General features: G+C 65.9%; 18 protein-coding genes. 6 read left to right on the top strand and 12 right to left on the bottom strand.

Annotation, left to right across the window (positions count from 1 at the left end; all coding sequences use genetic code 11):
- Window positions 1–5: 5 nt before the first annotated feature.
- From QRM96_RS01675 to glgC, 3 genes are all read right to left on the bottom strand, one after another.
- Window positions 6–476: a pyridoxamine 5'-phosphate oxidase family protein gene (locus QRM96_RS01675; RefSeq protein WP_026264461.1), complete on the bottom strand. Its 471-nt coding sequence runs from the start codon at window positions 474–476 to the stop codon at window positions 6–8.
- 18 nt (window positions 477–494) lie between these two features.
- Window positions 495–1946 carry an SDR family NAD(P)-dependent oxidoreductase gene (locus QRM96_RS01670; protein ID WP_133831539.1) on the bottom strand — a complete coding sequence of 484 codons (1452 nt, stop codon included), beginning with the start codon at window positions 1944–1946 and terminating at the stop codon, window positions 495–497.
- 87 nt (window positions 1947–2033) lie between these two features.
- Window positions 2034–3446, bottom strand: coding sequence for a glucose-1-phosphate adenylyltransferase (glgC, locus tag QRM96_RS01665; RefSeq protein ID WP_018761312.1), 1413 nt, complete (start codon window positions 3444–3446; stop codon window positions 2034–2036).
- Window positions 3447–3547: 101 nt separating this feature from the next.
- Between glgC and glgA the strand changes: the two genes are divergently transcribed.
- Complete coding sequence (gene glgA / locus QRM96_RS01660; protein ID WP_026264462.1) at window positions 3548–4753, top strand: glycogen synthase; 1206 nt, start codon at window positions 3548–3550, stop codon at window positions 4751–4753.
- A gap of 93 nt (window positions 4754–4846) precedes the next feature.
- On the opposite strand, the gene QRM96_RS01655 is transcribed toward glgA, so the two are convergent.
- A complete protein-coding gene (locus QRM96_RS01655) occupies window positions 4847–6961 on the bottom strand; it encodes an acyl-CoA dehydrogenase family protein (RefSeq protein WP_285318097.1) in 2115 nt (704 codons plus the stop codon).
- A gap of 1 nt (window position 6962) precedes the next feature.
- Window positions 6963–7691 (bottom strand): TetR/AcrR family transcriptional regulator, encoded by a 729-nt coding sequence (locus QRM96_RS01650; protein WP_285318096.1) that lies wholly within the window; start codon window positions 7689–7691, stop codon window positions 6963–6965.
- A gap of 61 nt (window positions 7692–7752) precedes the next feature.
- On the opposite strand from QRM96_RS01650, the gene QRM96_RS01645 reads away from it, so the two are divergent.
- Genes QRM96_RS01645 through QRM96_RS01635 form a run of 3 tightly spaced genes read left to right on the top strand, consistent with a single transcriptional unit; the run spans window position 7753 to window position 11366 of the window.
- Window positions 7753–9108: an acetyl-CoA C-acetyltransferase gene (locus QRM96_RS01645; RefSeq protein ID WP_018761316.1), complete on the top strand. Its 1356-nt coding sequence runs from the start codon at window positions 7753–7755 to the stop codon at window positions 9106–9108.
- A 9-nt stretch (window positions 9109–9117) separates the two neighbouring features.
- Window positions 9118–10458, top strand: coding sequence for a 3-oxoacyl-ACP reductase (locus QRM96_RS01640; RefSeq protein ID WP_285318093.1), 1341 nt, complete (start codon window positions 9118–9120; stop codon window positions 10456–10458).
- A complete protein-coding gene (locus QRM96_RS01635) occupies window positions 10455–11366 on the top strand; it encodes a MaoC family dehydratase (protein WP_285318091.1) in 912 nt (303 codons plus the stop codon). The genes QRM96_RS01640 and QRM96_RS01635 overlap by 4 nt, the downstream gene beginning before the upstream one ends.
- A 21-nt stretch (window positions 11367–11387) precedes the next feature.
- Here the strand turns inward: QRM96_RS01635 and QRM96_RS01630 are convergent, their stop codons facing one another.
- The 5 genes from QRM96_RS01630 to QRM96_RS01610 form a co-directional block, all read right to left on the bottom strand.
- Window positions 11388–12440 (bottom strand): FUSC family protein, encoded by a 1053-nt coding sequence (locus QRM96_RS01630; protein ID WP_018761319.1) that lies wholly within the window; start codon window positions 12438–12440, stop codon window positions 11388–11390.
- A 92-nt stretch (window positions 12441–12532) separates the two neighbouring features.
- Window positions 12533–13642, bottom strand: coding sequence for an EstA family serine hydrolase (locus QRM96_RS01625; protein WP_026264463.1), 1110 nt, complete (start codon window positions 13640–13642; stop codon window positions 12533–12535).
- A 46-nt stretch (window positions 13643–13688) separates the two neighbouring features.
- Window positions 13689–14777 carry a glutathione S-transferase family protein gene (locus QRM96_RS01620; RefSeq protein WP_018761321.1) on the bottom strand — a complete coding sequence of 363 codons (1089 nt, stop codon included), beginning with the start codon at window positions 14775–14777 and terminating at the stop codon, window positions 13689–13691.
- 30 nt (window positions 14778–14807) lie between these two features.
- Complete coding sequence (locus tag QRM96_RS01615) at window positions 14808–15548, bottom strand: M50 family metallopeptidase (RefSeq protein WP_285318088.1); 741 nt, start codon at window positions 15546–15548, stop codon at window positions 14808–14810.
- A 160-nt stretch (window positions 15549–15708) separates the two neighbouring features.
- A complete protein-coding gene (locus QRM96_RS01610; RefSeq protein WP_018761323.1) occupies window positions 15709–16011 on the bottom strand; it encodes a DUF4193 domain-containing protein in 303 nt (100 codons plus the stop codon).
- Window positions 16012–16173: 162 nt separating this feature from the next.
- On the opposite strand from QRM96_RS01610, the gene QRM96_RS01605 reads away from it, so the two are divergent.
- Window positions 16174–16395 (top strand): hypothetical protein, encoded by a 222-nt coding sequence (locus QRM96_RS01605; protein WP_285318087.1) that lies wholly within the window; start codon window positions 16174–16176, stop codon window positions 16393–16395.
- A 166-nt stretch (window positions 16396–16561) separates the two neighbouring features.
- Window positions 16562–16753 carry a three-helix bundle dimerization domain-containing protein gene (locus tag QRM96_RS01600; protein WP_018761325.1) on the top strand — a complete coding sequence of 64 codons (192 nt, stop codon included), beginning with the start codon at window positions 16562–16564 and terminating at the stop codon, window positions 16751–16753.
- Window positions 16754–16789: 36 nt separating this feature from the next.
- Here the strand turns inward: QRM96_RS01600 and QRM96_RS01595 are convergent, their stop codons facing one another.
- The gene (locus tag QRM96_RS01595) at window positions 16790–17809 is read right to left on the bottom strand and encodes an NADPH:quinone reductase (RefSeq protein ID WP_018761326.1); all 1020 of its coding nucleotides are present in this window, start codon (window positions 17807–17809) and stop codon (window positions 16790–16792) included.
- A gap of 127 nt (window positions 17810–17936) precedes the next feature.
- Complete coding sequence (locus QRM96_RS01590; protein WP_285318086.1) at window positions 17937–19400, bottom strand: phospholipase D family protein; 1464 nt, start codon at window positions 19398–19400, stop codon at window positions 17937–17939.
- Between the last annotated feature and the right edge of the window lie 262 nt (window positions 19401–19662).

Genomic DNA, 19662 nt, shown 5'->3' with positions numbered 1-19662 from the left:
TCGTCCTATTCCGGTGCTGACCTGGCCGAACTGCTGATCTGCGTCCACCAGGTCATCGGATCGGTGACTTTGAAGCGGCGCCCGGTCATGGACTCCGGGGTGACGCGCACGAACGCATCCTTGCGTCCTGCCTGCCAGGGGAACAGGTAGAGGCGGGAGGTATCGAGGACCTCCTCGGTGCTGGTGACCAGTGCGGCGGTCCCCTTGATCACCACGCTCCACGCCAGGCCAGTGGCCGGGTCCACGCCGTCTGCCTCCACGGCGACGGCGGCGTCCTCACCGGTTGCGGCGGAGAGCTTGGTGCCCTGGCCGGTGCGGAACACCAGGGTGCCCCCGTCCACTGTGTAGTTGACCGGAAAAATGTCCGGCCGCCCGTCCACCAGTACCGCGAGCCTGCCCACGGAGACGGTCCGCAGCAATGCCCAGCAATCGTGGTGTTCCAGGTTCTCCACTTGGGTTGATGACTCGTTGCTCATGCCGTGAGCATACGCCCATCACCAGGGGCTGGGCTTGTAGTCCTTGAGGAAGACACCGTACTGGTCCTCACCGTTTTCGCCCATGACGATCGGATCATAGACGCGGGCCGCGCCGTCCACCAGGTCCAGGGGAGCGTGGAAGCCTTCCTCCATGAGCCGGACCTTGGTGAAGTGGGGCCGTTCGTCGGTGATCCACCCGGTGTCCACGGCCGTCATCAGGATGCCGTCGGTGTCCAGCATCTCCTGGGCGCTGGTGCGGGTCATCATGTTCAGCGCTGCCTTGGCCATATTGGTGTGCGGGTGTCCCGGTCCCTTGTAGGCCCGGGAGAACTGGCCTTCCATGGCGGAGACGTTCACGATGTACTTTCGTCGCGCCGTGGACCGTTTCATGGCCCCGCGAAGGCGGCTGACCAGCAGGAACGGGGCCGTGACGTTGCAGAGCTGGACTTCGAGCATTTCCAGCGGATCCACTTCGTCCACCACCTGGGTCCAGCTGTTGATGGTGGCCAGGTCCGGGACCAGCCCCCCGGCGTCGATGGCCGTCCCGGACGCAATCCGTTCCAGTGACGCCGAACCGGTGGACAGGGCGAGCGACGTGATCGCATCGCCGGCCAGGACCGGGTGTTCGGTCACGCTGCCGGCCAGGGCCAGGGGGTGCTTGTCATGGGCGTGGCCGAAGGTCAGCAACTCGGGACCACCGTTGGCGTGTTCCAGGGCCGGGGGTAACGGCTCATCCTCGGCATCCACCAGCGGCTTGTAGGCGTTGCCTGACCGGCGGACGGTCTGGGCCGCGTTGTTAATGATGATGTCCAGCGGCCCGGCCTCGTCCAGCGAATCGGTCAATGCCATCACCTGGGCCGGATCACGGAGGTCGATGCCGACGATCCGGAGCCGGTGCAGCCAGTCGGCGCTGTCCTCCATGGCGGCGAACCGGCGGGCGGCGTCCTTGGGGAAGCGGGTGGTGATGGTGGTATGGGCACCGTCCCGGAGCAGCCGGAGGGCGATGTACATCCCGATCTTGGCGCGGCCGCCGGTGAGCAGCGCACGCCGGCCGGTGAGGTCAGCGCGTGCGTCGCGCTTGCTGTGGCTGAAGGCCGCGCATTCGGGGCAGAGCTGGTGGTAGAAGGCATCCACCTGGGTGTAATGCTGCTTGCAGATGTAGCACGGACGTGACCGGATGAGGTGGCCGGCGATGTTTCCGGTGGCGGACGGAGCCAGTTTGTTGCCGCGGGTTTCGTCGTCGATCCGGTCCGGGGCAGCGGTGGCGGTCTGGGCGATGACTGCCCGGTCGGCTTCGGCAATGGAATCGCGCTTGGTGACCCTGCGGTGGCGCTTGACGGCCTTGAACATCTTGCCGGTGGCGCGGCGCACCGAAACGTAGTCGGGGTGCTCCTCGTCGTACGCGTGGATCGTATTCAGGACCTTGAGGCAGGCCTGGATTTCCTCAGGGGTCAGATCGGGGGAGCTCATTAGCCAAATTTTACAGCGTACGGCGCGGGCCGAAGGACCGTCCAGGTGCTCCGGCCCGCGCCGTATGCTCTTGCCGTCAGTACTAGGTCAGGACACCCTGGCGCCGTCCGGTGAGGCCTGCGCCGCGGCGGCCGCGTGCGTCCCGGCCACCTTGCCCACGGTCTCGCGGACCTCGGGGTACCGGTCAGCCGCAGCCTTGACGGCGTTTGGCATGAGCCCCAGGTGTTGGGCGGCCAGCTGCCGTTCGTCGTCGCCGGGTTCCGGTACCTGCTGGCCTTTGGCCAGGACGGTGATGCCGGATTCGGTGACCTTGAAACCACGCGCCCGGTCCAGGTCCGGGTCCAGGCCGATGGCAGCCCCTGCCGGCACCTTGACATTCTTGTCCAGGATGGCCCGGTTGATCACGGCGCCCGCTCCAACCTGAACCTTGTCCATCAGGACCGAGTCCGTGATCCTGGCGCTCGTGGCCACGTAGACGTCGTTGGAAAGGACGGAGCCTTCAACGATGCCGCCGGAGATGACCACGCCGCTGGCCACGATCGAGTCCAGGGCCGTTCCCACCGTGTTGTTGTCGCCCCGGACGAACTTCGCGGGCGGCGAGATGCTTTGCCGGGTGTAGATGGGCCACTCGGAGTTGTAGAGGTTGAACACCGGCATCGGGGAGATGAGGTCCATGTGGGCATCGTAGAAGGAGTCGATGGTGCCCACGTCGCGCCAGTAGGTGCGGTCACGGTCAGTGGAGCCGGGAATGTCGTTGAGCGTGAAGTCGTAGACACCTGCTTCACCACGGTTGACGAAGTAGGGGATGATGTCGCCGCCCATGTCGTGTTTGGTGTCCAGCCGCTCGGCATCCACATGCAGGGCTGCCACCAGGGCGTCAGCGTCGAATACGTAGTTGCCCATGGAGGCCAGGAACTGGGACGGGTCCGCCGCCAGGCCCGGCGTGCTGGCCGGTTTTTCGACGAACGCGGCGATCTTCTGGGAGTCGTTCTGGTCCACTTCGATGACGCCGAACTGATCGGCCATGTGCAGCGGCTGCCGTACGGCCGCGACCGTGGCCTTGGCGCCGCTGTGGACGTGCTGGGCCACCATCTGGGCGAAGTCCATTCGGTAGACGTGGTCCGCGCCGACCACGACGACGATGTCGGGGTTGGCGTCATGGATGAGGTTCAGGGATTGGTAGATGGCGTTGGCGCTGCCAAGGAACCAGCTCTTGCCCACGCGCTGCTGGGCGGGAACGGAAGCGATGTAGTTGCCCAACTGGGTGGACATGCGCCAGGTCTCGGAGATGTGGCGGTCAAGGCTGTGCGACTTGTACTGGGTCAGGACGACGATCTGCAGGTAGCGGGAATTCACAAGGTTGGATAACGCGAAATCGATAAGGCGGTAGCTGCCGGCAAAGGGGACGGCGGGTTTGGCCCGGTCTGCCGTCAGTGGCATCAGCCTGTTTCCCTCGCCGCCTGCGAGGACAATGGCCAGGACTTTCTTATTTAACGGCATGGTGGTCGCTCCTGTACGCCTTCGTAACTCCCAAGACAGTCCGGTGCACCCGGACTCCTTCACACTAGAACAGTTATGCGTGAAGGACTACCTTGGGTCTTGTGCGTATAGACATTGTGACTAAAGAGTTTCCGCCGGAGATCTACGGTGGCGCCGGGGTGCACGTCGCCGAATTGAGCAGGGTGCTTAGTAAGCATGTTGACCTGCAGGTTCGTGCTTTCGGGGCGCCGCGCGACGCTGACTACCACGGGGCGACGGTGACGTCCTACCAGGTGCCGGAGGACCTCGGCGGGGCCAATGCCGCGGTCCAGACCCTGGGCGTGGACCTCCGCATCGTGCCGGATGTCCAAGGCGCCGACGTGGTCCATTCGCACACCTGGTACGCCAACATGGCGGGGCATCTGGCGTCGCTGCTTCACGGAATTCCGCACGTTCTCAGTGCCCACAGCCTCGAGCCGCTGCGTCCTTGGAAGGCTGAGCAGCTCGGCGGTGGCTACGCCCTTTCGTCCTGGGTGGAGAAGACGGCGTACGAAGCTGCGGCCGCCATCATCGCCGTTTCGGAGGGCATGCGGCAGGACATCCTGCGCAGCTACCCCAACGTGGACCCGGAGAAGGTCCGGGTGGTCCACAACGGCATCGATGTTGCGCTGTGGCAGCGTGACGAGAATGACGACGCCGTCCGCGCCCTGGGCATCGATCCAGCCAAACCAAGCGTCGTTTTTGTGGGAAGAAACACGCGGCAAAAGGGCGTCCCCTACCTCCTGCGGGCCGCCGCGAAGCTTCCCGCCGACGTTCAGCTGGTCCTGTGCCTGGGCGCGGCCGACACCCCCGAGCTGGCAGCGGAAACCGCCGCACTGATCGAGGACCTGCAGAAGCAGCGCACGGGCGTTGTCCTCATCGAGCGGATGCTGCCGCGCCATGAGCTGATCCAGGTGCTCAGCCACGCCACAGCGTTCGCGTGCCCCTCCATCTACGAACCCCTCGGAATCGTCAACCTCGAGGCGATGGCCTGCGGGGCAGCCGTGGTCGCCAGCGCCACCGGCGGCATCCCCGAAGTGGTGGAGCACGGCACGACCGGGCTCCTGGTGGACCTGGAGCAGGTGACCGACGGTACCGGAACGCCGCTGGATCCGGAGAAGTTCGTCAAGGAGTTCGCAGCAGCGCTCACCGAAGTGGTGTCAGATCCCGAGCGTGCCCGCGCCATGGGACAGGCCGGCCGGGAACGTGCCGAAAAACACTTCTCCTGGGAATCCATCACCGAGACCACCCTTGAGGTCTACCGTTCGGTGCTGCCCGCCACCAGCTGAGCGTTCCACGCAGAAAACGACGCCGGCGCCGCCCCCGTGGAAGGGGAGCGGCGCCGTCGTCGTTATGCCACCCGAGGGGGCGGCCCGTGTGTCTCAGCCGTTGCGGCCGGCCGCGGTCTTAGCGATCAGGACCTTCTCGTCCACCGGAGCCTGGCCACTGGCACGCTCATTCCGGAAGTGCGCACGGGCCTCGTCCTGGCGCACCTTTTCGGCACCCGTGGCGATGGCGGCGCGGACATGGTCCTCCCCGTAGCCGAAAGCGTCCACCAGGTCCACGGCGTGGGGACGGATCCTCTCCAGCAGCCGGTTGATGTAGCCGCCCACTGTCCGTGCCCGCTGCATGGAGAGGCGGCCGTTCATGAGGTACCAGGACAGATTCTTCTCGATCAGGGACAGGCCAAAGAGGTCCCGCAGCCAGGTCAGGACCTTCCTGGTGCCCGGGTCGGCCACCTGCTGGAGCGCCTCGGTAAAGGCCTCCCACTGCAGCAGCTCGGCGTGTGCCTGGGCAGCGTCGATAAGCTCGTTCTGGTGCCTGTTGAACAAGGCTGCGCCCTTGTCCAGCGAGAGGCGCTTGCTGCCCTTGAGTGCGGCACCCGCCTCAGCCACCATGGTCTGCACCCTGTCGGTCAGGAGCGCGCGCTGGCCTTCCTCGTCGCGGAGGGCGATTGCAGCCTTCTGGACCGACCCGGTGTCCGCCACGAACTGCGCCACCTGGCGCAGGCCGGTGCGGTGGACCGCGGCGCCGGCCGCCTGGTTTACCACGTAGCGCGCCAGCACGCCGAAGTCCACGTTCCGGAACTCCTTGGCGTAGTCGGCGAGCAGGCGCTTGGCCACAAGCTGCAGCAGCACGGTGTTGTCGCCCTCGAACGTGGCGTAGACGTCAAGGTCGGCCCGGAGCGAGGCGAACCGGTTCTCGATCAGGAATCCGGCACCGCCGCATGCCTCCCGGCACTCCTGCAGGGTATCCAGCGCGTGCCAGGTGCTCAGTGGCTTGAGCGCCGCCGCCAGGGTTTCGAGGTCCTGGCGGTCCGCGTCGGTGTCGTGCGCGCCGGAGAAGACGTCGTCGAACTTCTGCAGCAGCTGTTCATGGGCAAAGCCGGCAGCATAGGTGGTGGCGAGGCGGGTGAAAAGCCTCCGCTGGTGCCGCTGGTAGTCCAGCAGGACTTCCTCGTCGGTGTGGGACGAAGCGTTGAACTGGCGGCGTTCGGTGGCGTACTGGATGGCCGCCTTCAACGCCAGCTTGGACGCGGCAACGGCAGCGCCGTCCAGGGACACGCGCCCTTGGACCAGCGTTCCCAGCATCGTGAAGAAGCGGCGGCCGGGACTCGCAATGGGGGACGTGTAGGCGCCATCGGCGTCCACGTTGCCGTACCGGTTCAGGAGGTTGGTGCGCGGGACGCGGACGTTCGTGAAGTGCAGGCGGCCGTTGTCGATCCCGTTCAGGCCGCCCTTGATGCCATCATCCTCGCCGCCGATGCCGGGCAGGAACTCCTTGGTGTCCGGGTCCCGGAGGTCAACATAGAGTGCGTGGACGCCGTGGTTGACTCCCCTGGTGACAAGCTGGGCGAACACCACTGCTCCCAGTCCGTCCATGGCAGCGTTGCCGATGTAGTCCTTCCACGCTGCACGGAACGGGGTGTGGATGATGAATTCCTCGGTATCCGGGTCATAGGTGGCCGTGGTGGCGATGCTGGCAACATCAGAACCGTGCCCTGTTTCCGTCATGGCGAAGCAACCGGGGATGGCCAGGCTCATGATGCCCGGCAGCCACTTGGCGTGGTGTTCGGCCGTGCCCAGGTGCATGACGGCCGACCCGAACAGCCCCCACTGGACCCCGGCCTTGATCTGCAGTGAAGGATCCGCCACCACGAGTTCCTCGAACCCGGCGATGTTTCCGCCGTGGTCGTCGGAGCCGCCCAGTTCCGCCGGGAATGCGCGGTGGACGGCGTTGTTGTCCACGAGGTATTGCAGCTGGCCGAATACCCGTTGGCGATGGTCCGTATGTGTCAGGCCCTCGACCTTGTGCAGTTCCGGCCGTGCAGCCAGGTCCCGGGCTTGGAGCCGGACATCGGCCCACTTTCCCAGGAGGTGCCGGCCCAGGGCCGCGACGTCGACGGCGGGTGCAGGGGAGTCGGCTACGGGGTTGGCTGCCGGGGTTGCCGGGGAGCGGAGCCCTTTTCGGGCGGTGCGGTCCACTACGTCAGTCATGTCACAGTCCTTCTTTGGCGGATAACTTGGTGGTCGGTGGGGCGGGGGTGAGTTCGGGTGCTATGCCAACACACAGCCACGCCGTAATGTGGCGGGCCATGGCTTCCTGGCTGGGCTTGGCGGGGGAGTCCGGAGTGTTGAGCCATTGCTCTCCAGCGTTCCGTACCAGGCCGATCGCGGCCCGGGGCCAGAATCCGATGACCGTTTCCCCCACATCACCCAGATGGGAGCGCATGGGCGCAGCGATCATGTCCGCAATGGCATCGAAGAAGTGGCCCAGGGCGCCGGTCGACGTCGCGGGAGACGTGGGTTCCGTGGGCTCGGCGGGGGTGTAGCTGGTGACGAATGCATAGACGCTGGGGCTGGTGTCCGCCATCTGCAGGTAGGCCGAGACCATCGCGAGCAAGCCTTCCCGCGGCGTCACGGCACTCTGCGCGGCTTCCTTGATGCGGTTCTGCATCTGGCTCAGGACCACTTCCCCCACCGCCTGTTGCAGGCCGGCTTTGTCCCCGAAGTAGCGGTAGAAAACAGACTTGGAGGTTCCTGCCGCGGTGGCGATCTCCTCCATGGACGCATCGCTTCCGAGGGCATGGACCGCTCTGCGGGCCTGCTTGATCAGCTCCCGGCGGCGTTCCTCGCGGTGACTCTGCCAGCGTGCCGAGCGGCCGTCTGAACTGGCGGCAGGCGGGAGCTCGACGGTAAGCGGAAGGCTGGAAGTGTGGAAGTTCACGATACCCAGCGTATCAGGTACGCTGGGTATCGATAACCGCATGTGAGCAGAGGAGCCACCCATGTCCATCGACGGACAGTCCACGCCAGCACCTGACGAATCAGTTCGACCAGCAGTTTCTGCGCCGCGCAGGGCGGTGATTGTTGGCGGCAACAGGATTCCCTTCGCGCGCGCCGGCGGCGCCTACGCAAAGTCCTCCAACCAGGACATGCTGACCGCAGCCCTTGACGGCCTGATCGCACGGTTCGGCCTCCAGGACGAACGGATCGGACAGGTTGCCGCAGGAGCCGTCCTGAAGCACTCCAGGGACTTCAACCTCACCCGGGAAGCCGTCCTGGGGTCTGCACTGTCCGCCGAAACCCCGGTGTACGACCTCCAGCAGGCATGCGCCACCGGGCTCGAAACCGTGGTGGGGCTGGCCAACAAGATCAAGCTGGGACAGATCGATTCCGCCATCGCCGGCGGCGTGGACTCAGCCTCTGATGCCCCCGTGGTGGTCAGCGAGGGGCTCCGCGACATCATCCTTGACCTCAACCGCGCCAAGTCGCTTCCACAGCGGCTCCAGATCCTGAGCCGCCTCCGGCCAAAGGACCTGGCCCCGCTGGCACCCGGTACCGCGGAACCGCGCACCGGCCTGTCCATGGGGGAGCACCAGGCGCTGACCACGGCGCAGTGGCAGATTTCCCGCGAAGCGCAGGACGAACTGGCACTGAACAGCCACCGTAACCTCGCAGCCGCCTATGATTCAGGCTTCTTCGACGACCTGCTGACTCCCTACCGGGGACTGACGCGGGACGCCAACCTCCGCGCTGATACTTCCTTGGAAAAACTGGCATCGCTGAAGCCGGTGTTCGGCAGGAACCTGGGCGCCGGCGCCACCATGACAGCAGGCAACTCCACCCCGTTGACCGACGGCGCCTCAACCGTCCTTCTTGCCTCCGACGACTGGGCCGATGCCCGCGACCTGCCCAAACTCGCCGCCGTGGTGGACGCCGAAGCCGCAGCAGTGGACTTTGTACACGGCAAGGATGGCCTGTTGATGGCCCCGGTCTTCGCCGTGCCGCGGCTCCTGGCCAGGCAGAACCTGACACTGGGAGACTTCGACTTCTTCGAAATCCATGAAGCCTTCGCCGCCACGGTCCTCAGCACGCTGGCCGCCTGGGAGGACGAGGAATTCTGCCGGACCCGTCTCGGGCTTGACGGCGCGTTCGGCAGCGTCGACCGTTCACGCCTCAACGTCAACGGATCTTCGCTCGCGGCGGGTCATCCCTTCGCCGCCACCGGCGGACGGATCGTGAGTTCGCTGGCCAAGATGCTGCACGCCAAGGCGGACGCGGAGGGCCGGCCCGTCCGCGGCCTGGTGTCTGTGTGCGCGGCGGGCGGCCAGGGCGTCGTCGCGATCCTGGAATCGGTGTAGGGGGCAGTCATGACGGATACATATACCCAGCTGGTCAACAGCGGTGCGGGCCGCAACCTGGCCAGAAAGCTCGGACTCCCGCAGCCCGCAGTGCTTCGGCGCTACCAGCCAGGACAACCGCTGGTCGTTGGCCCGGTCGTCGTCGTCGGAAACAGTCCTGCGGCGGACAGCCTCGCCACCGAACTGCTGTCGTGGGACCTCGATGTCCGGAGGCACGCCGTTCCGGCCGAAAAGCTGGGCGCCATCATCCTGGTCCTCGACGAGCTGGAGCATCCCGCGGATTTGGAACAGCCGGTACTCTCCGCTGCAGGTTCGTTGCGGGACCTGCAGGCCGGAGGTCGGGTCATTGCGGTGTCCCGGCCCGCGGCGGGCGTTTCTTCCCCTGCAGCAGCGGCTGCCCGCCAGGGCGTGGATGGTTTCCTGCGTTCCCTGGCCAAAGAGTTGCGGGCGGGCGCCACGGCCAACGGTGTCCTCCTCTCGGACGGCACCACCACCACGAGTCCCAGCGCACTGGGCGCCATCAGGTTCTTCCTTTCCAGCCGCTCGGCATTTGTTGACGGGCAGTTCCTGACGGTCTCTTCCCCGGACGGTGCGCTTCCCGCCAACACAGACCGGCCGCTGGAGGGCAAGGTCGCTGTGGTGACAGGCGCAGCCAGGGGTATCGGCGCGCAGATTGCCCGGACCCTGCACCGCGACGGTGCCATGCTGGTCCTGGTTGACATTCCGGCGGCGGGTGACCAGCTGGCGGCCGTGGCCAACGAGGTGAGGGGTACGGCGCTGCAGCTGGACATCAGCGGCGCAGACGCCGGGGCGCGGATCCTTGAGCATGCAGCGCAGCGGCATGGCCGCCTGGATATCGTGGTGCACAATGCCGGGATTACCCGGGACAAACTGCTGGCCAACATGGACCATTCCCGGTGGAACTCGGTCATCAACATCAACATCGCAGCCCAGCTTCGGATCAACGAAGCCCTCCTCGCCGCGGACCACTTCCGCTCGTCACCGCGGATCGTGTCAGTTGCCTCCACGAGTGGCATTGCCGGCAACAGGGGCCAAACCAACTACGCCGCCTCCAAAGCAGGCGTGATGGGAATGGTGCGGGCCACGGCACCGCTGCTCGCCGCCAGTGGCGGCACCATCAATGCCGTCGCGCCCGGGTTCATTGAGACCGAGATGACTGCGCGGATCCCTTTTGCGGTCCGTGAGGTGGCGCGCCGGCTCAACTCGCTGCAACAGGGAGGCCTTCCCGCGGACGTGGCGGAAACCATTGCCTTCCTGGCCAGCGACGCCGCAGGTGGTATCAACGGGGAGGTGTTGCGGGTGTGCGGTCAAAACCTGGTGGGGGCATGACACTCCAGCAACCAGTGATCCTGGCGGAGATGCCCTCGCTGTCCAAGCTGTATGTCAACGCCGCCGCCCAGGCAGCACGTCGCAGGCTCCTGGGAACGCATGATTCCGCCGATCTTCCGGCCGAGAGCCACGACGTCAGGGGCGTCACCGTGGACGTTGGAAACCTCACGGCGTACCAGCACCTCATTGGTGAGACCGCCAGTGACGTCCTGCCTGCCGGCTTCATCCATGCCCTGGCCTTTCCCCTCGCCATGAGCGTCATGAACCGCGACGACTTCCCACTGCCGCTGCTGGGGATGATCCACCTGCGCAACAGCGTTGAGCAGAGAACGCCGTTGGTCTTCACGGACGTGCTTGACATGACCGCCAGGGTGGAAAATCTTCGAGGCCACCGGGCAGGGACGCAGGTGGACGTCGTGGCTGAGGTGCGACGCGCGGGCTCGGCGGACATTCACTGGCGCGGAGTTTCCACCTACCTGGCCAAGGGGTTGTTCCTTCCCGGCATCGACAAACCAACCGCCGCGGCGCCGAAACCGGAATTCATTGCTCCGGCACCGACGGCGCTGTGGCACTTGGGGGTGGACACAGGACGGGCGTACGCCGCCGTGTCAGGTGACTTTAATCCAATCCACCTGAGCGTCCTCTCGGCCAAGGCGCTGGGGATGCGCCGGTCGATAGCCCACGGAATGTACCTCGCCTCGCGTGCGCTCGCCGACGTCGGTCCCGCCCGGGGCGACGCCTTCAGCTGGGACGTGGAGTTTGAAGCGCCGGTTTTCCTGCCGTGCCGGGTGGCTTTGGAGATCAGCACGGACCAGGCCTCGTCCGGTGCGTGGAAACATTCGCGCTATGTGGCCTGGAACCCACGTTCGGGGCGGCGCCACTTCCACGGCACAGTCTCAGCGCTTTAGGCAGTATGACGGTGCGCCGGATCAGTCCTTCGGCTTGGCGGCGCGCAGGATGCGGTGCAGGCTCAGGAGGACCGATTCGGAGGCCGGGACGGTGCCCTCCTCGGCTTGCCTGGCGGTGGTGGCGGCCATGCAGGCTTCCACTGCCGCCTTGGCCGCGGCATAGCGGTCCTGGTGATTGTTGTCTTCACCTTCGACATCGATAGACAGCAATTCTCCAGTGGCCGTGATCGCAGCGGCCAGGGGTTCGGTGTCCTCGAGGGGAATCTCATACGGCAGGTCGTTGTTCCAGATCACGTCGGAAAGAACATCGGTCATGTCCTGGATATGGAATGTCACCTGCTCCAGGTTCTGCAACTCGCGGTAGTCCTGGTCGATGTCCCTCGGATGCAGCTTTCGCCGCGGGTTGGCGCGCCGGCTGGCATCAGCTTCCTTGACCAGGTGGCGTACCGATCTTGCCGCGTCGGACAGCTCCTCCGACCTGCGCGACCATTCCTCGTGTTCCGGCGGCCATTTTTCCGTCAGGGCCGCACCCATGTCGGTCAGTTGCCTGCCAAGGGCGCGCCTGAGTTCGGCCAGGCTGGTGGCGGCCGCGTTCAGGTGCAGCGGTGGAAAGATCAGGAAGTTCACGGCGATGCCCACTGCCACTCCAGCGGCCATCTGCAGGAGGTAGCCGTAGGAGAAGTCCTCGGCATTCCTGCCGCCGACCAGCAGGACCAGGAGCGCGGCCGTTGGAATCCAGTCACTGCCGGAGCCGATGCCTGGCAGCCCGCCCAACAGCACTCCGACGCCCATGAAGAGAGCCACCGTCAACGGTGAGGGATCGGAAATGCTGACCAGGATGAACGCCAAACCGATCCCCACGGCAAGTCCCGCGATGGCCTGGAGTCCGTTCCGGACCGAGCCCGCGACGTTGCGGTACATGGCCACCAGGGCGCCCAGCGGCGCATAATACGTGTAGTGCGACGCCGCCCCGGGCATCAGCGGAGCGATTGTGAAAGCCAGGCCCGCTGCGAGCGCGGCTTTCGCCGCCAGTTGCAGCCGTTGCGCTGCAAAGGCAGCGGAAATTCCTTCCACCGATTGTTTGAGAAGTTGGGTCCCCCGAGCCCACCGTGCGTCCGGTCGTGCTTGAGTATTGCCCATCCGGCCACAGTAAGGCCGGCATCCCGTCAGGACAAGCCGGCCGCGGAACGCCGCACTTCGGAGGCCAGCCGGTGGGCCCTGCCCGGGGTCCGCCCTTCCTCCTGGCGGCGGGGGACATATCCGAAGCCAAGGGCGTAGGAGGGATCCGCAAAGCCAAGGGCAGCGTTCGCTCCCTCATGCCCGAATGCGCGGTGGCTGCCGAAGTTCCTTGACGGGTGCGGTTTCATGAAGACGACGGCGAACGCATTATCGAGCCCAGAGGACCGGTCAAGGCCCCACACCTGTTCCCGTGACATTGCTTCGATGGTTGTGGCCTCGAGGAAGGGACGGCCGCCGTCGACGCCGGTGGTTGCGGCGGCGTAGAGGCGGGCCAGCCCCTCGGCGGATCCCACTCCTCCGGCCGCGGACATGCCTGCTGCCCGGACTGCGCGGATGTTCGGCAGCTCCATGATGGTGCTGACGGGTGCGTTGCCGTTAATCCCTTCCAGGCTCAGCGGGTCCACCCATCCCTGGTCGGGGGTGTCCTGGTAGAGGACGTCCCGGTACCGCGGTTCCAGTTCTTCCGGCAGGCCGAGGAAGAAGTCCACGCCGTGGGGCGCGCGGATCCTTGCTTCGTAGACAGCCTGCAATGGCTCGCCGGCGGTGCGTCGGCACAGCTCCTCCATCAGAATTCCAATAGTGAGGGCGTGATATCCGAACTGCCGCCCCGGCTCCCAGAGGGGCGGTAACGCGGCGAGCCGCGCCGCAGCCTCGGGCGTGGTGAACTCGGTGAGCCCGAACCCGCCGTCGATACCCAATAATCCGGCCTGATGGGACAGGGCTTCCCGGACCAGCAGCCTGTCTTTGCCGTGGGCGGCGAACTCCGGCCAGTAGTGGGCCACCGGACGGTCCAAATCGAGGAGGCCGTCCTGGACCAGCAGTGCGATGACCATCGCACCGACGCCCTTTGAACAGGAGTACGCCCCCGTCAGGGTGTCCGGCGCCATGTCCGGGCCTCCAGTCAGCCGGACCACCTGCCGGGATCCCTGGTAGGCCGCCAGTTGGGCGCTGTACCGGGGGTCCTCAGCGAGCAGGGTCTCGAACAAGGCCAGCACGTTCTCGTATCCGGGGGCGACGAAGCCAAGGGAAGTCAGCATGCCTCCCAGCATAGGGGAAAGCGATTTCCTGCCCGGGCTTTGCGGACTAGCCCACGGCTCCGTGTCCGGCAGCCACTTCTTCGCCCGGCCGTACCGGACCCGGCGGTGTGCCGTCCCCGAAAGGCCGGCCGCCAAGCGCTTCGCGGCCATGCGGGGTCAGCCAGCCAGCCAGGTCCGGCCCCTTCGGCACGATCCCGGTGGGGTTGATGTCCTCGTGGACGATGTAGTAATGCTGCTTGATCTGGACGAAATCGGTGGTATCACCGAAGCCCGGAGTTTGGAACAGGTCCCGGGCGTAGCCCCAGAGCGCGGGCATCTCACTGAGCTTTTGCCGGTTGCACTTGAAGTGGCCGTGGTAAACGGCGTCGAAGCGGGCCAGCGTGGTGAAGAGCCTGACGTCCGCTTCGGTGATGGTATCGCCGACGAGGTACCGCTGGCGCGAGAGCCGCTCTTCGAGCCAGTCCAGGGCCGTCCAGAGCCGGTCGTACGCGGCGTCGTAGGCCTCCTGCGAACCGGCGAAACCGCAGCGGTAGACGCCGTTGTTGACTTCGGTGAAGACGCGCTTGTTGATCCGGTCGATCTCCCCGCGGAGGTGCTCCGGGTAGAGTTCCGGTGCGCCCGGCCGGTGGAAATCCACCCATTCGGTGGAAAAGTCGAGCGTGATCTGCGGGAAGTTGTTGGTCACGACTTCGCCGGTTGGTATATCCACGACGGCGGGGACGGTGATGCCCCGCGGATAGTCAGGGAAACGCTTGAAATAGGCCTCCTGGATGCGCTCAATGCCCAGGACGGGATCAACGCCACCGGGATCGAGGTCGAACGTCCAGGACCGGGCATCGTGGGTAGGTCCGGGCTGGCCCAGTGAGATGACGTCTTCAAGGCCCAGCAGCCTGCGGACTATGACCGTTCGGTTGGCCCACGGGCAAGCCCTGGCGGCAATGAGCCGGTACCGTCCCGCTTCCACCGGCCAGCCGGGTTCACCGTTGCTGCCGGGGGCGGCATCCCTGGTGATGCGGTCTTCGATGTAGTTGGTGTCACGGGTGAACTCCGCACCGCCGGTCACATATGCGCCTCGGGTGCTGTGCTCGGTGCTGTGGTCCGTCGCTGTGGGACTGCTGTCGGTTTCCTGGCTCATGGCACTAGCGTATGCGTCCGGCTCAACAATTCAGGCGCCGCCAAGCAGGATCCGGGAGACGGGCAGCCAGGCCGCAAGCCATGAGCCGGCCACGAGCGCGCTGAAGATGGTGATCCAGACGGCGGACGGCACGGAGGTGGCGCGGTACAGCAGGTATGCGTCGGAACTTTCCAGGCGGTCGCGACGCCGGAGGTGGACGTGGGTGAGTTTGGCCAGGTCCCGGACTGCGGCCACGAGCAAGGCGAGGCCGAAGATGACGGCGGCATGTCCGGCAGCCGAGGCCGTTGCCAGGAACGTGAGGGCAGCGGCGCCGGCCATGGCGGTCAGGGTGATGGGGAATCCGGCAAGGTTGCGAAGGAACAGTATTGACGCGGCCAGGACCACCACGCTTGCCGCCATGGCTGCGGCACCCCACCCGGTGACTCCGCACCACACGAACGCCGCACCAACGAGTGCCGGGACCGGATAGCCCCAGAAACACGACCAGGCAGCGGCAACACGGCTCCGGCTGTAGGCAGTCGTTGTTCCGGAGTGGTCCAGACGGAGCCGGATCCCGGACAGCCGCTGGCCCGAGGTTACAGCGGCAACCGCGTGGCCCAGTTCGTGAGTTGCGGTGGCAAGGAGTCCAAAGTAGCGCCAGGAACGGCGCGGGATGGACAGCGCCGTGGCTGCTGCCAGGGACAGCAACATCTCTACCCAGGTGATGTTGGGCACGGGTGCCTGGGAGAAGGCCGCCGCGAAGGTGTTCCATACGCCAGCTGGGCTGTCCAACGCTGCCTCCTGGCTGCCGGGTCGTCGTCGTAAGTTCCTTGACGGCACGTTACCCACTTTGTCTGGGTGAACGCTTAAAACCGGAAGGCACGCCTTGTGCGGCGTGCCTTCCGGATGGTTTTCACGAGGGTCCAGGTGTTTTGCCCGGAACTGTTTCTTCCTAGCCTTCGCACTCAGTGCAGTAGCTGTGGCCGTCTTTCTGGCGCGCAATCTGGGACCGGTGCCGGACCAGGAAACAGGAGTAGCAGGTGAATTCGTCCTCTGCCTGCGGAATGACCTGGACTACGAGTTCCTCAGCGACGAATTCGCCGCCAGGGACGCCGGCGCCGTCCAGCCCGTCAGCTTCGTCCAACTCCTGCACAACACTGCGGGCGTCGGGAGCATTTGCTGACTGGAGCTGCTCAAGTGAGTTGTCCTGCGATTCCTTGACGTCGGAACGCAGTTCATCGTAATCGGTTGCCACTTTAGGTGCTTCTCTTTTCTTTGATTGGCTGTCGGGTATGAAACGTACAGCATCCGGCCCGTATTCCCCAATAGGAAGCGCCGCGGACGCTGTGGATTTAGGCGGCTTCGATGTGGATCTGCGCAGGGTCAGCCGGAGCCGTGGGGCCCTAAAATTGGGACTATGAGCACGGAGCTGGAGATCGCTTTGGTGTTGGGGACCGCACTCCTGTGGATGGCGGTGACGCTGACCATCCTGTCCGCCATTGACCGTCCGGAACGCAAAGCGCGGCGCCAGCAACGGCGTGATGTCCGGACGGAGAAACGTCGGATCGAGTACCGGCCTGCCGTGGCCGGTTCGCGTATCCACCGCCATTCCCGTCCCCGCAGGTTGCATCCGCACTGACGGCTTGTGGGCGGGTGTGCACACGGCGACCAGGCGGGCGGCGAGGCTGCCCGGTGCGGCTCGGCGCCCGCCGTTGGACACGCTCCCTGGGAGCCCTCCACACACCGCAAAGCCGGCTGCATAGTCAAGTCTTGACGAGGTTCTCAACGCCGCTGACACTTTCACGATGGGAGTAAGCGAAGAGTTGCGGGCCCTCGGCGAAGTGGTGGACCGGTTGGCAGCGAGGTTTCCTACGCTGTCCAGGGAGCAGATCGAAGACGTGGTGCAGCAGGAGCACAGCATGCTTGATACCGGGAGGGTGCGCGCTTTCATACCGGTGCTTGTCGAGCATGCGGCGAGGGACCGGCTTTCGCAATAGTGCCCAGGCGGCGTCGCCGCCGCCGGTCCCCGCCGGTTACGGCGCGACGTCGATGAGCACCTTTCCGACGATGCCCTGTTCAACGGCGTCGTGCGCAGCGGCGGTCTCTTCAAGGGGGAAGCGGGTCAGCGGCAGCCCGTAGTCTTCGCCGACCCGGAGCGCGCCGGCCTCAAGGGCTCCGGAGACCGCAGCAACCGCATCCTGTTTCTGTTCGTCAGTCACCGTGTAGGTGAGGATGAATTGCAGCCGGACGTTTTTCGTCATGCCCTCGCGGATGGGCACGGTCAGTGACTCCCCGGGGTTTGCGGCGTAGACGGAGATCGTCCCGCCCGGCTTGAGCACCTCCAGGCCTGCCTCGATGTTTGCCGGAGCGTTAACCTCCACAATGGTGTCCACACCGTCCGGGGCCGCGTCGCGGACAGCACGCACCACGTCGTCGGTCCGGTAATTGATGACCGTGCCTGCTCCCGCCCGCCGGGCCAGTTCCGCTTTGTGGTCGCCGCTGACGGTGGTGATGACGGTTGCCCCGGCCCATCGTGCCAACTGGATGGCTGCATGACCCACTGCCCCCGCGCCGCCGGTGACAAGGACGGTCCGTCCGGCCAGGGCCCCGGGGGAGAGCCGGGACGGTCCGCCTTCGCTTGAGGTGAGGGCCCGGTGGGCAGTCAAAGCAGGGATGCCGAGTGAGGCGCCGGCGTCAAAGGACTCTCCGTCCGGAAGAGGCACAACCTTTCCGGCCGGGACAGTGACGTACTCCTGTGCGGTGCCTTCGTTGCCGCCCCACGCGACATCCCAGAGCCAGACACGGTCCCCGACGCCGAACCTGGCTACCCCGGCACCTACGGCATCGATCACCCCGGCTCCGTCCTGGTTGGGAACCTTGGGCGCGTCCAGTTTCCTGCTCCCGCCGCCGGAGCGTGACTTCCAGTCAGTAGGGTTCACTCCGGACACCAGCAGCCGGACCCTGACCTCGTCCTGGCCGGGGTCCACCAAGGGCCTGTCGCGGAGCTTCAGGACCGCCGATGGGCCCGTCTCTTCGTACACGATGGCCTTCATGTCTTCTCCCTATCCACGCTCGGCTGTAAGTACCGCTCCAACTTACCGCGCCCGCACAGTGCCACTGCAGGTTGTTCGTGCCGCGTGGCCCCCGTTGCGTGGCCCGAAACCTTCCCGCTACCGGCGCCTAGAACCGGTCTGTGCCGCGGAGGGACCGAGGGCGCCCGTCCGGGTCCACGACAAGCCGGTACAGGGGATCGGCCCAGAGCCGGTGGAGGGGCGGCAGGGGCTCTATGGTGTGGCGCTGCACCTGTCCGGGAGGCCGAGGAGCGCGGCGCCCGTTTCGGTGCCACTGCGCAAGGGCATCGGCAGTGCTGTTCCACAAGTCCAGGCTGGCCGTCGGCTCAAGGAGCCGCGGGTCGTCGGGGTCCAGCCCCAGGTGCTCGGTCCACAGCTGGATCCGTAGCTCCCTGGCCAACGGCCCGGATCGGGCAGGTTGGCCGGCCTCGCCGGGGCTGCCTCTTTCCGGTTGGGAGGTATCGACGACGGCGCACGTCAGTTCGCTGTCAGTGGTCCAGGACCGGCGGTTGAAATTGTCCGATCCGCAGGTAAACCAGGTGTCGTCGATAATGCAGATTTTGGCGTGGACGTAGATCGGCGTGCTGTCGCTGTTCTCCAGGTCGAAGACGCCAACCCGGTCCGGTGCGGCCCGCCGGAGCATGGAGACGGCACGCTGTTGGCCCAGCCGCCTGGGCGGGCCGCCCAGCCGACCGTCAGAGTCCGGATAGCGAGGGACGACGATGATCACCTGGAGCGAAGGGTTGCGCTCCAACGCGGTTGCGATTCCGGCCGCGACATCTGTTGACCACAAATACTGGTCCTCGATGTAGATGAGGGAACGGGCCTGCGAGAAGGCTTTCGCGTAGGCGCGGGCAATGCTGCGCTCGCCGTTGGGAGCGAACGGGAAGGGTGGATGCTTCCGGCCGTACGTACGCAGCAGCTGGACTGCGTGCGGGCCCGCCGGCGGCGGGGGTGGGGCAGCGTCAGGCAGGGGCCGGGGGTGACGGGGCATCCGGGCCAGGCGCTGCAGCAACATGCGGTATGGCGTGTGCCGGTCCAACGGGTGGGGATCGTTCCAGCGTTCAGCGAAGACCGCCAGGACATCAGCCACTACGGGGCCACGCAGCTCCAGCGCGGCGTCGTGCCAGGGGGGCCGCTGACCGTACTTGGGGTCCATCTTCACCGCCTGCGGGTCACCGCCATGGCGGGCGTCATCCCGGCGGCTGTGTGAGAGGTCCAGCCCGCCAACGAAAGCGACGTCCTTCGATGGGTCGTCGCGACGGCGGATCACCACCAGTTTCTGGTGATGGGAACCGAAGAGGCGCACCCGCTGGTCCAGCAGCGCTTCGCCGCCTGCATCGTTGATTCGCCTGCTGAGCAGTTCGTTGGAGCGTCCACTGATGGGGGCCGATATCCGCTCTCCATGGGACCGCCAAACGAGTCCACGGACTTCCACCCCTACCCGGGCCAGCTCCGCCAGCACCGTGCCAATCGTTGGGCCGTCAGCGGAAAGCCGCTCATCGGCATCCCCCCGCCAGTCCGTGAACCACACCCGGTCACCGGCCTTGAGAGCCGACAATTCCCCGTGCAAGCGGGAAAAGTAGGACGCCCCGTGGATCAAGGGCCGCACCAGGTTTCCCTCTGACCACGCTGGTGATCCGTCGTTCAACGCTTGCACGGCACTGGCAGGATTTCCGCGCTCGGACCTGCTCAAAAACCACTTGCGGGCGATGTTGTCCAATCGGCGCTCCTTGTCGGGGCCCCGGGGCAGGGCGCTTCGTTCCCAAACTAGCCCATGGACGCGGCCCGCGGCGGTATCTCCGGGAGCGGCCGTTTCCTTGTTGTTCCGGGGA

The organism is Pseudarthrobacter sp. lyk4-40-TYG-27, from assembly GCF_030209295.1.
Taxonomy (GTDB): domain Bacteria; phylum Actinomycetota; class Actinomycetes; order Actinomycetales; family Micrococcaceae; genus Arthrobacter.
The sequence above is the reverse complement of the archived record's forward strand: the minus strand, read 5'-3'. Positions and strand labels throughout refer to the sequence as shown.